Consider the following 14,023-nt stretch of genomic DNA (forward strand, 5'->3'; position numbering starts at 1 on the left):
AGTTCAATTAATAAGTGGTAGGACTAGTATGACTATAGATGCACCCTATTCTCGCAAAGAAGAAAAACTCAATGTACTAAGTCATGCACTGGGTATATTTTTTGCTGTGTTTGTAATGTGGGATTTATTTAAACAAGCCACCAGCATAAAAGCTTATATTAGCACCGCTGTATATGGGGCTAGTTTATTTGTATTGTTTTTATCATCCACACTTTATCACGCCAGTGTGCAGCCAAAAATACGCGCTTTTTATAAAAAGTGTGATCACTGCGCTATTTACGTATTAATAGCGGGTACGTACACCCCATTTTTATTGCTATCTCTTAATGGATGGTGGTCTTGGGGCACACTGAGCTTTATTTGGGCCGTAGCAATTAGCGGCGTTGCTTATAAAGTGCTGGTTAAAAATGGTAATAAAAAAATATCGCTGGCTACCTACTTACTTATGGGCTGGTTTGCCCTCGCTATTGTATACCCGCTTTATTTAAATATTGATGTAAAAGCACTTTACTGGTTACTGGCCGGTGGCATTTTTTATAGCCTAGGTACTTTGTTTTATAGTGCTAAAAGCACTCAATTCAGCCATGCTATTTGGCATTTGTTTGTGATTGCTGGGTGTGTTTGCCATTACATTTCAATTAGTAAATATGTTTATTGATGGCAGCTCAGAGCGAACAGCGGTCATTGGAAAAGTTAAATTTATTCTAGTGCTTTGAGTAGAAATCTAATTTTGTCCAATAACATTATTAAACGCCGTTTTGGTGTGTTATAAGCTGTTAGTAAGACACGAATATTTCGCATATGGAGTTGCTAATGAATAACGAAACAAATAACCCTCGCATTAAAGAAGATGTTGAGCCAAAAGACCTAATTAAAATGCAAACTGAAGTCGGTTTAATTGAATCAATGCTTCAGCTCACAGCTATAGTCATCATTGCAATTATTTTGTTGGGTGGCTTTTTCATGTTCTTGTCCAAGGTGACAGGTTAGCCGCAACAGAATGTATTGCTAACAAGCATCTAAATCCTACATTGCCGGCAGCCACACTTTTAGCAAGCAACGCAAAAAGCCCGCCAGTGCAAGGCGCATTAGGCGAGCGTTAACAATGTCCGCAATTGGCACTTTCCAGCCACTCGACAACATAAAATATTGATTATAATTGGCTAGGTATTTTACTGTGTCGGATGGCGCTTCGCTTATCCGACCTACATTAGAATTAATCTGCCCGAAGTGGTCTTATCACTCCCACCTGTACTCGCGCATATTTACTTTATCGTTTTTAAAGCTAACCCCTTCAGATAACAGCTTTTGGCGCTGCTCTTTGTATTTATCACTACCTGAAGGAAACGATATTTTACCTTGGCTGTTTACTACTCTGTGCCACGGTATAACAGAGTCATTTGGCATTTGCTTTAAAAGCCGCCCTACTAGACGTGAGTTTTGCGGGTAACCGGCAAGCGTTGCTACTTGCCCATAACTTGCTACAAAACCTGCAGGTATACTGGCAATGATGGTGTAGATGAGGGTTTCTTTATCGATATCAGCGCTCATTCACGTACGCCTCACTGAGTACTTTAAATTGCTCCCAAATAGAGCGCGCAACAGGGCCATGGTGTATTGCATCACGCCTAAATGCACGTACCTCTATACCAAACTGATCTTCTCTGTCGTTTATATGAATTTGCTGCAACAGCCCGGCTTCTATTTCAGGGGCGCAATAGTCTATATTCATCATTGCCCAGCCACCACCCGAAAGCAAAAACGACTTTAAATTAGTTACATCGTCAATCTTCATTAAGGCAGAACCTTTTGAGTAAGAAAGCTTGTCGCTGTCTATGCTTAAGTCGCTTTCAAACATGGCCAAACACGGGTAATTTTGTAGCTCGTTAAAGGTCATGTGCTTAGGGTATTTATTAGTAGATGCAATAATACCAATATTTAGTTTACCAATAGGCAAACTTTCTAAATGCCCTGTTGCATGAAACAAATCAAACCATGGGCCTATGCCTAGCTCAACTTGCCCACTATTTACTTGCTCTAAAGAAACAAAGCGTTTGCCACTGGTTAAATTAAACTCTGTACGCTTAAATAATCTAAAAGTATTACTTATGATCTCGTTATAACTGTCTTTATGACATATTTGTTCGTAGCAAATGCGATATTGTGGCTCGTTACCGAGTGCAAGCTCTTTGGCAAGCTGTGCTAACTCGTCATTGGCATGCAATAGTTGTTGTGCTTCGCGGTGAAAAACACGCCCTTTTTCAGTTAGCTGTAATCGGTACTTGCTTCTATCAAGTAATTCAAAGCCAATTTTTGCCTCTAAGTTTTTAATTGCTAAGGTAAGTGCAGGCTGAGTTTTATGTAATTTAAGCGCCGCGCCACTTAAACTTGCACTTTGTACAATGGCATCTAAAATTTGTAATTGATTCAGCTTCATACTGCGCTCAACATGATCATAAATAAAACTTATTATGTTTCTAAAATTTAATGAATTTTATTTTATATGGTTGCGGCGTATCCTGCACTTAATTATTTTGCCCATCATTGCCACGGAGAAGACATGAAACTCTTTCGTCTATGTATACTTACTACGACTTTACTTACTTTAATGGCCTGTTCAGAGCCAGAGCAGCAAGTAAAAGAAGAGCCCATTAGGCCTGTAAAGTTATTCAATATAGGACATGATTCGCAAACAAATGTGCGCAGTTTTCCTGCTGAAGTGGTTGCTAACCAAGGCTCATACTTAGCGTTTAGAGTTAATGGTGAATTGGTAGAGTTTCCTGTTTTAGCAGGTGAAGAAGTTGAGAAAGGCCAGCTTTTAGCAAAACTCGACCCAGAAGATTTTCAATTACAGTACGACGATAGAAAAGCCCGTTATGAACTTGCTAAATCGCAACTTAGTCGTATTAAGCAACTATACGAGAAAAAAATAGCGAGCCAATCAGAGTACGATGAAGCGTTGGCAAATATGCAAGTGGCAGAGTCAGCATTTAAGATTGCTGAAACTAATCTAGAATACAGCGAATTGCGCGCTCCATTTGCTGGTACTGTTGCCAAAGTATTTGTTAAAAACTTTGAAAACATTCAAGCCAAACAAAACATATTACGCTTAGAAACACGTGATTTAATGGATGTTGAGATCCAAGTTCCTGAAAAAATCATTGCGCGTATCAAAAAAGGCAGCGACTACCACCCAACCGTTGTGTTCGATGGTTTTACTAACAAAGAATACACCTTAGATTTAAAAGAGTGGGATACGCAGGCGGATCCGACAACGCTCACTTACAAAGTTGTTTTTTCATTGCCTGTTCCTAAAGACTTTAACCTCCTTGCAGGAATGACCGGGCGTGTATTTATTGATTTATCTAAAGTAACCAGCTCGCAAGTGGCTTACACTATTTTACCAATAGAGTCGGTTTTTTCTGAAGCTAAAGAAAGCGTGTCAGATAACGCTTATGTGTGGATATACAACCCCGAAACCGGCGTTGTTAACAAGCAAGCTGTTAAAGTCGGTCAAGTACACCGTGACGGCATTGAAGTACTGAGCGGCGTTAAAGAAGGCCAAATTGTCGTTTCTGCTGGCGTGCATTCATTAGATGAAGGCATGAAAGTACGCCCATGGAATAAAGAGCGAGGCTTATAATTATGAGCTTTGCACAACTCTCTATAGAGAAAAAAGTAATTAGCTGGATGTTTGCACTACTGCTGTTAATTGGCGGGAGTGTGTCGTACTTTGATTTAGGCCAACTAGAAGACCCAGAGTTTACGCTTAAAACCGCCATGGTTATTACTATGTACCCAGGTGCGTCACCACAACAAGTAGAGGAAGAAGTCACCTTCCCAATTGAAAATGCAATTCAGCAACTCCCTTACGTTGATTTTGTAACCTCTATTTCGTCAAATGGTAAGTCGCAAATATCGGTAGAAATGAAAAGCACCTACCGCAAAGATCAGCTGCGCCAAATTTGGGATGAAATGCGCCGTAAAATAAACGATTTAGCGCCTTCACTCCCAAGTGGTGTTTACCCGAGCACTATTTTAGATGACTTTGGCGATGTATACGGCGTTATGTATGCGGTTACCGGCGATGGCTACTCTTATGATGAGCTTAAAGATTACACCGATTACTTAAAGCGTGAACTCGTACTTGTTAAAGGCGTGAGTAAAGTAACCATTGCAGGTGAACAACAGCCACAAGTTATGGTTGAAGTGTCGACCCGCAAGTTAGCGCAGCTCGGTATTGCCCCAAGCCATATTTTTGGTTTACTGCAATCTCAAAATACAGTCTCTAACGCAGGTAAAATTAGAGTGGGCGATGAGTCTATACGCTTTCACCCAACCGGCGAATTTAAAGATGTTAAAGAGCTCGAAACCCTACTTATATCAAAACCCGGTGCTAGCGAGCTTATTTACCTAGGTGATGTAGCCAAAGTATTTAGAGAATACGCAGAAGTACCCAACAATGTTATTCGCTACAACTCAGAGCAAGCACTTTTAATTGGCGTTTCGTTTATGAATAGCGTGAACGTAGTCGATGTAGGTAAGCGTATTGACGAACACTTAGCAGAGCTTGAATACCAGCGCCCCTACGGCATACATGTAAAATCGGTATATAACCAGCCTAAAGAAGTAGAAAAATCGGTAGATGGCTTTATTGTCAGCCTAGTAGAGGCGATTGCCATTGTAATTGTGGTACTGCTTATATTTATGGGGTTAAAAAGCGGTATTTTAATTGGCGGGATTTTATTACTAACCGTTCTAGGCACCTTTATATTTATGAAGCTGTTTGCCATAGACCTGCAACGTATTTCTTTGGGTGCGCTGATTATTGCCCTTGGTATGCTGGTAGATAACGCCATAGTAGTAACCGAAGGCATATTAATAAATTTAAAGCGTGGCCAAACTAAGTTAAAAGCGGCGGTTAATATTGTAGAACAAACTAAATGGCCGCTACTAGGCGCTACAGTTATTGGTATTACTGCGTTTGCCCCTATTGGCCTAAGCTCTGATGCGACCGGTGAATTTGCCGGTAGCTTATTTTGGGTGTTGTTTATATCGCTTTTACTAAGCTGGATCACCGCCATTACGCTTACACCATTTTTTGCAAATTTAATGTTTAAACAAGATGAGTTTAAAAAAGGTAAAAATGCTGAGGGCGAAGAAAACGACGACCCATACCAAGGCTTTATTTTTACCGGCTATAAAGCACTTTTAGATGTGTCTATGCATTATCGTAAAACCACGCTTGTGCTTATGGTTGTACTCCTTTGCTCGGCAGTGGTTGGTTTTGGTGCAGTTAAACAATCGTTTTTCCCTGCCTCTAACACGCCTATGTTTTACGTAGATTACTGGCAGCAACAAGGCTCTGACATAAGAGCAACGCTCGAGGGAATTAAAAAGCTTGAAAACTACCTTCAAAAAGAAGAGCTAGTAGAAGAAATAACCAGTACTACAGGTCAAGGTGCTCCGCGCTTTATGCTCACTTATGCACCGCAAAAGTCGTACTCGTCATACGGGCAGCTCATTATTAGAGTAAAAAACCGCGAGGCGGTAGCTGTAGTAATGCAAAAAGTGCGAGAGTACTCTCAAAGTACACCCCTTTCAGCTGAGCTTAAAATTAAGCCAATGGAAATTGGCCCCTCAACCGATGCTAAAATTGAAGCTCGCTTTACAGGCCCAGACCCGGTAATACTGAGACAATTAGCCGCCCAAGCTGAAGAAGTTATCGCACAAGACGACGGCGCTTATAATATTCGTGATGATTGGCGCGCACGTACTAAAATGATTCGCCCACAATTTAACGAACAAAAAGCGCGCCGCTTAGGTATTAGTAAGTCGGACCTTGATGATGTGCTGCTTACTAGTCTTTCGGGCAAGCAAGTGGGTGTATACCGCGATGGTACACAACTACTGCCAATAATTGCTCGCTCACCGGCAAATGAGCGCCTAAATGTAGAAAGCGTTCATGATTTACAAATATACAGCCCAGTACTGGGGGTATTTGTACCAGTAACACAAGTGGTTGACGAATTTGTAGTTGAATGGGAAGACAGCCTAATTATGCGCCGCGACAGAAAGCGCACAATAACGGTTATGGCCGATCACAACGTATTAGGTGATGAAACTGCCGCCAAGCTTTTTGCTCGCATACGCGGACCTGTAGAAGCAATAGAGTTACCACGTGGCTATAAATTAGAATGGGGCGGCGAGTATGAATCGTCATCGGATGCGCAAGCCGCTATATTTGGCTCATTACCGCTGGGTTATTTAGCAATGTTTGCGGTAACCGTACTGCTGTTCAATTCACTTAAACAACCTTTAGTTATTTGGGCTACAGTGCCACTTGCCATTATAGGCGTGAGTGCAGGCATGTTAATAATGAATGCACCATTTAGCTTTATGGCGCTACTTGGATTACTGAGTTTAAGCGGAATGCTAATTAAAAACGGTATTGTGTTGGTTGATCAAATAAACCTTGAGCTTCGCGATGGTAAATCGCCTTATCAAGCTGTATTTGAATCGGGCGTTAGCCGTGTACGCCCTGTAGCCATGGCGGCTATTACCACTATTTTAGGTATGATCCCGCTGTTATTTGACGTGTTCTTCCAGTCAATGGCGGTAACGATTATGTTTGGTTTAGGCTTTGCGACCATACTTACGCTTATCGTAGTGCCTGTGCTTTATACTGTTGTATTTAGAATAGACTACGAGCCTAGAAAGTAATTTAAAAGCCTTACAGGACGCTTAAAACGCAGCTTACCTCACCGTAGCTGCGTTTTTTATTATTTAAACCGAGGTTAAAGATGGACATAATAAGCACGCTCATACTAATACTAGGCTGTATATGTATTCTCTTTGGCTATTTTCGCTTTATAAGCGACGAAAATGGCAATGTAGATTTAAACAACTACCGTTTCACGGGCGGTATTGCGTTGGTAATAACGGGCATGTTTGACGGTACTCATGATTTAATTAAACAGCTGCGCTCTAAAAACAGCGTATCTGCATTAGCCGTTTATTTAGGGCTTTTTTTACTTTATATTGGCGTTGTGTTTTATAAATAACCCCTCAAATGACAGCAAAACAACTTTTTAGAATAATAATTACCGCGAGCTTACTACTCCCTCCCCTATTTTTTATTGCTTGGGATGAAAATCTCGATCCCCCCTTTATTGCCAATACTACTTATGATTTTTTAACACGTAAGCTGCTTCCTGCTTTGTCAGTAGTAATTAGTATTGCAGCAGGTATGTACGGATACAAAAAGTACAACGCATGCATAACCTTTAAATCAAATTTTAAAGATTATTTAGAACACGATGGAAAGCTTAGGGGCTGGCTGGGTATTTTGTTTATACCGGTTTTAGTTTATTTATGGCTGTGGGCTAGTTTTTGTATTTCTGTAAAGCTTTGGACTTATTATTATAGCGAGAATAGCTGGCAGCAAGAGTACCAGCTAATGGCTGTAGAGGCCTGCCCGCGTGATTACGAATACAGCTGCGCAAAACTGGTTGTGCTTGATTTACACACTTATAGAAAACGCTCTTTTAGATGGTATTTAGATAAGCAAAAACTAAAACGGTTAAAAAATGAAAAAATAAACATCGTGGGCGTTAAAAGCCCACTCGGTTACGTTGTGCATCAAATACAGTGGTAAGTGCACACGCTATTTTTTTAAACTTAATGTACCATATGAGCGCGATTTACCGTTTGATGACTTTTTGTTATTTGCGTTTTTGCTATCGCCTTGCGTATTTTTAACTACGCCCCCTTTACCTACATAGGTGGTTGAGCGCTTTTGAAAGGGGGTGTTACTTCTTTGAGTGCGAGTGCCTCGCTCATTATTAAATGCACGTGGGTTTTCACCCTGAAAATTACGCTTTTTAGGCTCACCTTTGCTATTGGCATTTTGCTTATTAGTATCAACCGAATGCTCTTGCGTTTTACCCGAGTCAGCAATTGAATCATTAATTTGCGCCATTTCTACGTCAGTTAAATGTCGCCATTGGCCTACTTTTAAACCCTTTAACGTTACATTCATAATGCGGGTACGCTTAAGGGTCACCACTTCATAACCTAGGTATTCACACATACGACGAATTTGGCGATTTAACCCCTGCGTAAGCACAATTTTGAATTCTTGCGGCGCTGTTTGTGTCACTTTACATTTTTTTGTGACGGTATCTAAAATAGGAATACCGTTGGCCATTTTGCTCACAAACTGGCGGTTTAGTGGTTTATCAACCGTCACCACGTATTCTTTTTCGTGGTTATTACCTGCTCGCAAAATTTTATTAACGATGTCGCCTTCGTTAGTTAAAAAAATCAACCCTTCAGAAGGTCTATCTAAACGGCCGATAGGAAATATGCGGGTGGGATAATTAACAGCTTTTACAATATTACTTTGAATTTTACTCTCGGTGGTACAGGTAATACCCACTGGCTTATTATACGCAATATAAACACGCTTTGGTTTTTCGCGCAGCGGTTTTCCATCTACTAAAACAGTATCAGTATCTGCCACTTTTACGCCCATTTCAGGCGTATTACCATTAACCGTTACACGACCTTGCTCAATATATTTATCGGCTTCACGGCGTGAACAAAAACCTGTTTCACTAATAAATTTATTTAAACGTTTTAATTCGGTCATGGCACTTAATGGTCCTAATTTTAAAGGCGACTAGTGTAAACCACACGCCATTATTTTTCGCCCCTAATTTAAACCTTTATGCATTAATTTTTGCTTGAGCTAACTTACGCCAAACATATTCCAGCGGCCCTTGCTCATAATAGCGACAATATAAAGCTGTAAACAATAGCTGCAAAGTAACCAGGCCGGTCGCGACTAACCAATAGTCTATGCGGTTAAAACTCAATACCCACTGCGGATACAATACTTTATAAAGCAGCAGCTGCATAAGTGTTTGGCCTATATATAGGGTAAACGCTAAACGTCCAGCCTGCTGAATAAGCCGCCCTACATGGGCACGGTTATTACAAAATTTAACGATAAGATGAATATAAAATACAGCCATGAACAACGCGGCAAAGGTATTTATAAACTCTTGTATGGCGTAACCTGCTCCCCCTGTAAACTGTGACGCATACAGCCTCATGCCCGAAAAAATAAAAGCACCAGCTATACAAACAATAAGGTGCGGCTTGGTTAAACCTTTATTAAAAACCTCATTTTTATATAAATAGATGCCAATCAGCATTAGCCCTACGCACAGCCACATGATCATGATAGGAACAGCTACCAGCATTAATACATTCATACCTAGATTACTCAAAAAGTAATCGCTGTAATGCGGGCTATATAAATCGATATACTGCGCTGTGTCACGATAAATTACCTCATCTGGTACACTAAAAAGTACCAACGCCGTGGCTACACAACCAATTAAAAGAAACTCCCCCGCCCTTTTTAAAAGCAGTTGGTTATTACTTTGCAAATATTTTAGGGTAAACCAGCCAGATACACCGTACAAAAATAAAATGTCGCCAGCCCACAGTAAAAAACCATGTACCAAACCAAAAATGATAAGCCAATGCAATCGCGCTTTTAAAGGGGCTGTTGATTTAACTTTGTGCCATTGAATATACAGCCCTGCACCAAACAATAAGCAAAACAGCGTTCTAAATCGGCCATCCACAAAAAAAGTACTCACAGCATGGATAAGGGCGTCGCTAAAAGGCGGGGTAGATAAAGGAATATAGCTATAGTCCATTAAGCCAAACGCATAGCCATTCATATACACTAAGCAAAGCACAGCAATGCCACGAATAAAGTCCATATTATAATTTCGCATAATGAGCGGTTACTGTCCTTTAACTATTGTTTTTATAATTATCTGCCCAATCTACGGCTTGTTTATATAACCCTGGCAGCACATCACTTTTAACATTAAGTAATATAACGGCTTTTTCTAATGTCCACCAGCTACCTGTTTCGTACGCTTGTACTACATTTAAGATATAATATAGGGTGTTTTTTTCGTCTAATAATGCCGCTTTAATGTCATCAGGAAAAGGTAATTTTTCGACTAATAAACTCATGGGTTGATCAAGTATTGCATCGAGTAACGAAAACAAGCCGGTTAAAAACGCCTCACCCGCAAGCGATTTAGACACCTGCTTTGCTATTAGCTCACAAAAGCGTGCTCTAACTACACACACTTGCATTAGTTCTGCTGGCTTTTTACCCGCGGTGTGCGCGGTAACAATTAAACTAACAAACTTTTTTAAACGCTCATGCCCTAAATACACTAACGCCTGCTTAATAGATGATATTTTACTCTGAATAGGAAAAACACCGCTGTTAATTAGCCGCATAAGCTTATAAGCCAAGGCCGCATCGGCTTCAAATAACGCACTAATTTGCTTTATATCTGGGCTTGGTTTCATTACTTGCGCGTAAATAGCCACAACTAACGCATAGTTATAATCAATGTCTTGCTGTTCGTGCATTGTGGGCTTGGCAAAAAAGTAGCCTTGAAAGTAATCAAACCCCATTTTATGTGCTTGGTGATAATCGGCTTGGGTTTCTATTTTTTCTGCTAATATTTTTATTTTTTTATGCTGTTTTAGTTTTTCTACAATCTCAGCAATATCTGATAAAGGCGTTTGCGCAATATCAAACTTTACTAGCTTAATAAACTTTAAAAATCGCTCCCATTGTTCGTTATAAACAAAGTCATCTAATGCGAGTTTATAGTTTTTATGAAAAAGCTCTCTGCAAAGTTGGTAATTATCATCGGTGGGTTCAATGGTTTCTAACAGCTCAATGACCACATCTTTACAGGGTAAAAAGTCACATAAATTGTGCTTTAAAGAGTCTGGGCCTATATTTATCAGTGCCGTTTTACCTGAGGTGATGTGGCGTGTACCTAAATTAAGCTGATTTTCCATTATTAGGCGAGCAGTTGCTTGACCTTCTTCTATATTGGGAAAAAAGTTTTCAGCACTATTACGAAATAAAAGCTCGTAAGCAACTACATTTTGCTTACGATTAAATATTGCTTGCCTTGCAACAAATACAGACACATTCCCTACTTCTTATTTATATACTCAAACTAAGTAATTAATAGCCTAAATAGGTAAAAATGTCACTTCTGTTGCATTTAAATTTAATGATTTAGCAATACATGCTTGAAATATAATCAGCAGCGACCGTTTCCCACGAAAAACGTGCTCCTTTAGCATTAGCTGTAATTTTTTCCCATTGCTTAGGATTTTGCTGTTTTAGCGTAAGGGTTTCAGTTAAGCATGTCATTAACCCATCAACTTGCTCATCCAACGAGCCGCCAAAAAACGCAAAGCCATTGTTTTTGTGGCTTACGGTGTCTTTTAAACCGCCAACACTGTGTACTAAACAAGGTTGCCCTGCGCGCATAGCAAGCATTTGACTAATTCCGCATGGTTCAAACGAGCTCGGCATTAAAAATAAATCCCCAAGCTCATATAGGCTATCGCCAATACCTTGCCCATACCCTTTTAAAAACAGTAAGTTTGCATTGCGTGCCATGGCCTTAGTAAAAATACTTTCAAGGGCTTTGTCACCAGAGCCTAAAATAATGAGATGGCCATTATAACGGTTAATTATTTCACATACTTTATCAAGCGCTAATGCATTACCGTATTGTTGACAAAGTAATAGCACCTTTTGCTCGGTCAGCCTGCCAACACTTGTTACAAGGGGCCCGTCTATTGGCGTGTTTTTAAACTGCAGCATGCGCTGATGCGCAACATAGTAGCTCGTTTCAAGCTGTTCATGTTTTACCATCCAGTTAAATAAGGTATGTTCAATACGCTCATACAAAAGCGATAAAGTAACCTGTTCAGGACTTTGCTCAGGGTATTCACAGCCATTTAATATCCCCACCACCTTGCCTTGGGCCGATTGATTTTGTAAATCAAGCTCTAAGCCTTCTCCACCAAAAAAACCTTGCTGATAATTACTCGGCTTTAGTACCTCAGTACTGTAAGTAGGTGAGACTAAATGCACTTTATCTGCCAAATTTATAGCGCTGCGCATAGGGTTAAAGCAATGTGGGTAACGAGGGTCGCACAAATGTTGCCCGTTATAACCTAACGAAGGAAACCAGGCCTCTAAACTCGAGTCATCGTGTTTAAAAGGCCTGATCCCTTGCAGTGCTAAATTATGAACAGTGTAGGCAATGTGTAAATTAGCAAGCGTATCGTAGCGTTTATCAAATTTTAATAACACGGCAACACAGGCGCTGTGCCAATCGTGAAGATGCAGTGCTTGAGGGCGCTTTAATAATCCCTGCAATAACACTTCACATATTGCGGCACTAAATAATGCATATTTGGTTGCATCTGTTGCAAAAGGTCGCCCGGGTTCGTCATTGCAGTACACCGACCCCGATTGGCTAAACAGTGGATGCGAAATAACAAATTGATTAATGTGTGTGTTGTCATCACATATTTTAAATACAGATAATACCTGTGGCTGCGCTCTAAATATAACAGTGACATCACCTATATATTCACGTTGCAGTTGCTCAAACCCATAATCAGGAATAACAACATCTACGCTCACGCCTTGTGCGGCTAGTGCTTTTGGGGCATCTCTGACTACATCTGCTACCCCGCCCACTTTAGCGTTTGGTAAAGCATCGTTTTCTGCGGCAACCATTAATACATGCATTTATTTACTACTTCCTTAACCTTTGTTATTCGCATCCGATTTTAAGCGAACTTTTTATTTTCGTGTGCTTGACGCTCAAGCTTTTTAGCAAGTTCAGTGAGCATATCACGGGTCACAAGCACTATGCCTTTTTTAGACACCCTAAAGCCATTTTCTTCATCGGCTTTTCTATCGTAGCCAATTTCAAGCCCTGCCGGTATTTCACAGCTTCGATCAATTATGGCTCGCTTAATTTTACAATGACGATTAATGAGAGCCCCAGGTAAAATAACCGATTGGTCTATTTCACAAAATGAGCGCACATGCACGTTAGAAAACAGCAGTGATTTTCTAACCACTGAGCCCGATACAATACACCCTCCTGATACAGTTGAGTCTACCGCCATACCGCGTCTATCTTCATCATCAAAAATAAACTTAGCCGGTGGCAACTGCTCTTGGTAGGTCCAAATAGGCCAGGTTGGATCGTATAAATCTAGCTGTGGCTCGGGCATTACTAATTCCATATTGGCTTCCCAAAACGAGTCTAACGTTCCTACATCGCGCCAATAAGGTTGCCCTTCTTGCATGGGATCTCTAAACGGAAACGCATACACACTGTGCTCCTCTATAATGGCCGGAATAATATCGTGCCCAAAATCGCGGCCAGAACCTTCATTTTCAGCATCTTTTTTTAGCTGCTCAAATAAAAACTCAGTATTAAACACATAGTTGCCCATAGAGGCTAAGCAGGTTCCTGGCTTACCAGGAACAGAGCTGGGGATAGAAGGTTTTTCATCAAAGCGGCATACCCGATTTTTTTCATCAACGGTCATTACCCCAAAGGTGTCTGCGGCCTCTTCAACAGGTACTTCAAGACAACATACAGTCATGTCGGCGCCTTTTTGCACATGCTCAGCTAATAGGGCGCCGTAATCCATTCGATAAACGTGATCGCCTGACAAAATCATCACATATTTTGGCAGTTCGTGGCGAATTATATCCATGTTTTGAAAAACCGCATCGGCAGTCCCACAATACCACTCATCACCATTACGCTGAGATGCGGGTAAAATTTCAACCGACTCCCCCAGCTCCTTTTTAAAATGGCCCCAGGCGCGATTAACATGGCGGATCAAAGAGTGTGATTTATACTGTGTGGCGATGCCTACACGTCTCACACCCGAATTAATACAATTTGATAATGGAAAATCGATAATACGGTGCTTGCCACCAAAATAAACAGCGGGCTTCGCGCGCCAATCTGTCAATTCGTGTAAGCGTGAGCCGCGTCCACCAGCCAGTATTAACGCGTACGTATCTCGGGTTAAGCTACTTATGTAACGATTTGCATAACTAGGCATAATA

At 40.7% G+C, this 14,023-nt stretch carries 13 protein-coding genes; 6 read left to right on the forward strand and 7 right to left on the reverse strand.

From position 1 onward, the window contains the following. The first annotated feature begins 28 nt into the window (after positions 1–28). Together AN391_RS01140 and AN391_RS01145 are read left to right on the forward strand one after the other, a co-directional pair. Positions 29–658, forward strand: a complete 630-nt coding sequence (locus tag AN391_RS01140) for a hemolysin III family protein (RefSeq protein WP_055013677.1) — start codon at positions 29–31, stop codon at positions 656–658. 155 nt (positions 659–813) lie between these two features. Further along, positions 814–990, forward strand: coding sequence for a hypothetical protein (locus tag AN391_RS01145; protein ID WP_235576461.1), 177 nt, complete (start codon positions 814–816; stop codon positions 988–990). Between the two features lie 249 nt (positions 991–1,239). Here AN391_RS01145 and AN391_RS01150 read toward each other — a convergent pair whose 3' ends face one another. Further along, a complete protein-coding gene (locus tag AN391_RS01150) occupies positions 1,240–1,551 on the reverse strand; it encodes an MGMT family protein (protein ID WP_055013679.1) in 312 nt (103 codons plus the stop codon). Continuing rightward, on the reverse strand, positions 1,541–2,437 hold the full coding sequence (locus tag AN391_RS01155; RefSeq protein ID WP_055013680.1) for a LysR family transcriptional regulator: 897 nt from the start codon (positions 2,435–2,437) through the stop codon (positions 1,541–1,543). Before AN391_RS01155 ends, AN391_RS01150 begins: the two co-directional genes overlap by 11 nt. A 123-nt stretch (positions 2,438–2,560) precedes the next feature. Between AN391_RS01155 and AN391_RS01160 the strand changes: the two genes are divergently transcribed. From AN391_RS01160 to AN391_RS01175, 4 genes are all read left to right on the forward strand, one after another. After that, positions 2,561–3,643, forward strand: coding sequence for an efflux RND transporter periplasmic adaptor subunit (locus tag AN391_RS01160; protein WP_055013681.1), 1,083 nt, complete (start codon positions 2,561–2,563; stop codon positions 3,641–3,643). A gap of 2 nt (positions 3,644–3,645) precedes the next feature. Further along, positions 3,646–6,723: an efflux RND transporter permease subunit gene (locus AN391_RS01165; RefSeq protein WP_055013682.1), complete on the forward strand. Its 3,078-nt coding sequence runs from the start codon at positions 3,646–3,648 to the stop codon at positions 6,721–6,723. Positions 6,724–6,803: 80 nt separating this feature from the next. Beyond that, positions 6,804–7,064 carry a hypothetical protein gene (locus tag AN391_RS01170; protein WP_055013683.1) on the forward strand — a complete coding sequence of 87 codons (261 nt, stop codon included), beginning with the start codon at positions 6,804–6,806 and terminating at the stop codon, positions 7,062–7,064. Between the two features lie 8 nt (positions 7,065–7,072). Continuing rightward, positions 7,073–7,657, forward strand: coding sequence for a hypothetical protein (locus AN391_RS01175; protein WP_055013684.1), 585 nt, complete (start codon positions 7,073–7,075; stop codon positions 7,655–7,657). Between the two features lie 9 nt (positions 7,658–7,666). Here AN391_RS01175 and rluF read toward each other — a convergent pair whose 3' ends face one another. The 5 genes from rluF to glgC form a co-directional block, all read right to left on the reverse strand. Next, a complete protein-coding gene (gene rluF, locus AN391_RS01180; RefSeq protein WP_055013685.1) occupies positions 7,667–8,653 on the reverse strand; it encodes a 23S rRNA pseudouridine(2604) synthase RluF in 987 nt (328 codons plus the stop codon). 76 nt (positions 8,654–8,729) lie between these two features. After that, positions 8,730–9,800 (reverse strand): DUF418 domain-containing protein, encoded by a 1,071-nt coding sequence (locus tag AN391_RS01185; protein WP_055013686.1) that lies wholly within the window; start codon positions 9,798–9,800, stop codon positions 8,730–8,732. A 34-nt stretch (positions 9,801–9,834) separates the two neighbouring features. After that, positions 9,835–11,049, reverse strand: coding sequence for an EAL and HDOD domain-containing protein (locus AN391_RS01190; protein WP_055013687.1), 1,215 nt, complete (start codon positions 11,047–11,049; stop codon positions 9,835–9,837). A gap of 91 nt (positions 11,050–11,140) precedes the next feature. Beyond that, on the reverse strand, positions 11,141–12,676 hold the full coding sequence (locus AN391_RS01195; RefSeq protein WP_055013688.1) for a glycogen synthase: 1,536 nt from the start codon (positions 12,674–12,676) through the stop codon (positions 11,141–11,143). Positions 12,677–12,717: 41 nt separating this feature from the next. Continuing rightward, positions 12,718–14,019 (reverse strand): glucose-1-phosphate adenylyltransferase, encoded by a 1,302-nt coding sequence (glgC, locus tag AN391_RS01200; protein ID WP_055013689.1) that lies wholly within the window; start codon positions 14,017–14,019, stop codon positions 12,718–12,720. Positions 14,020–14,023 lie beyond the last annotated feature (4 nt).

This window comes from Pseudoalteromonas sp. P1-13-1a (assembly GCF_001401875.1).
Lineage (GTDB): Bacteria > Pseudomonadota > Gammaproteobacteria > Enterobacterales > Alteromonadaceae > Pseudoalteromonas.

What these genes read in the sequence shown, in the direction of transcription:
- AN391_RS01140 (WP_055013677.1), top strand. Translation starts at nt 29, where the DNA reads ATGACTATAGATGCACCCTATTCTCGCAAAGAAGAAAAACTCAATGTA.
- AN391_RS01145 (WP_235576461.1), top strand. Translation starts at nt 814, where the DNA reads ATGAATAACGAAACAAATAACCCTCGCATTAAAGAAGATGTTGAGCCA.
- AN391_RS01150 (WP_055013679.1), bottom strand. Translation starts at nt 1,551, where the DNA reads ATGAGCGCTGATATCGATAAAGAAACCCTCATCTACACCATCATTGCC.
- AN391_RS01155 (WP_055013680.1), bottom strand. Translation starts at nt 2,437, where the DNA reads ATGAAGCTGAATCAATTACAAATTTTAGATGCCATTGTACAAAGTGCA.
- AN391_RS01160 (WP_055013681.1), top strand. Translation starts at nt 2,561, where the DNA reads ATGAAACTCTTTCGTCTATGTATACTTACTACGACTTTACTTACTTTA.
- AN391_RS01165 (WP_055013682.1), top strand. Translation starts at nt 3,646, where the DNA reads ATGAGCTTTGCACAACTCTCTATAGAGAAAAAAGTAATTAGCTGGATG.
- AN391_RS01170 (WP_055013683.1), top strand. Translation starts at nt 6,804, where the DNA reads ATGGACATAATAAGCACGCTCATACTAATACTAGGCTGTATATGTATT.
- AN391_RS01175 (WP_055013684.1), top strand. Translation starts at nt 7,073, where the DNA reads ATGACAGCAAAACAACTTTTTAGAATAATAATTACCGCGAGCTTACTA.
- rluF (WP_055013685.1), bottom strand. Translation starts at nt 8,653, where the DNA reads ATGACCGAATTAAAACGTTTAAATAAATTTATTAGTGAAACAGGTTTT.
- AN391_RS01185 (WP_055013686.1), bottom strand. Translation starts at nt 9,800, where the DNA reads ATGGACTTTATTCGTGGCATTGCTGTGCTTTGCTTAGTGTATATGAAT.
- AN391_RS01195 (WP_055013688.1), bottom strand. Translation starts at nt 12,676, where the DNA reads ATGCATGTATTAATGGTTGCCGCAGAAAACGATGCTTTACCAAACGCT.
- glgC (WP_055013689.1), bottom strand. Translation starts at nt 14,019, where the DNA reads ATGCCTAGTTATGCAAATCGTTACATAAGTAGCTTAACCCGAGATACG.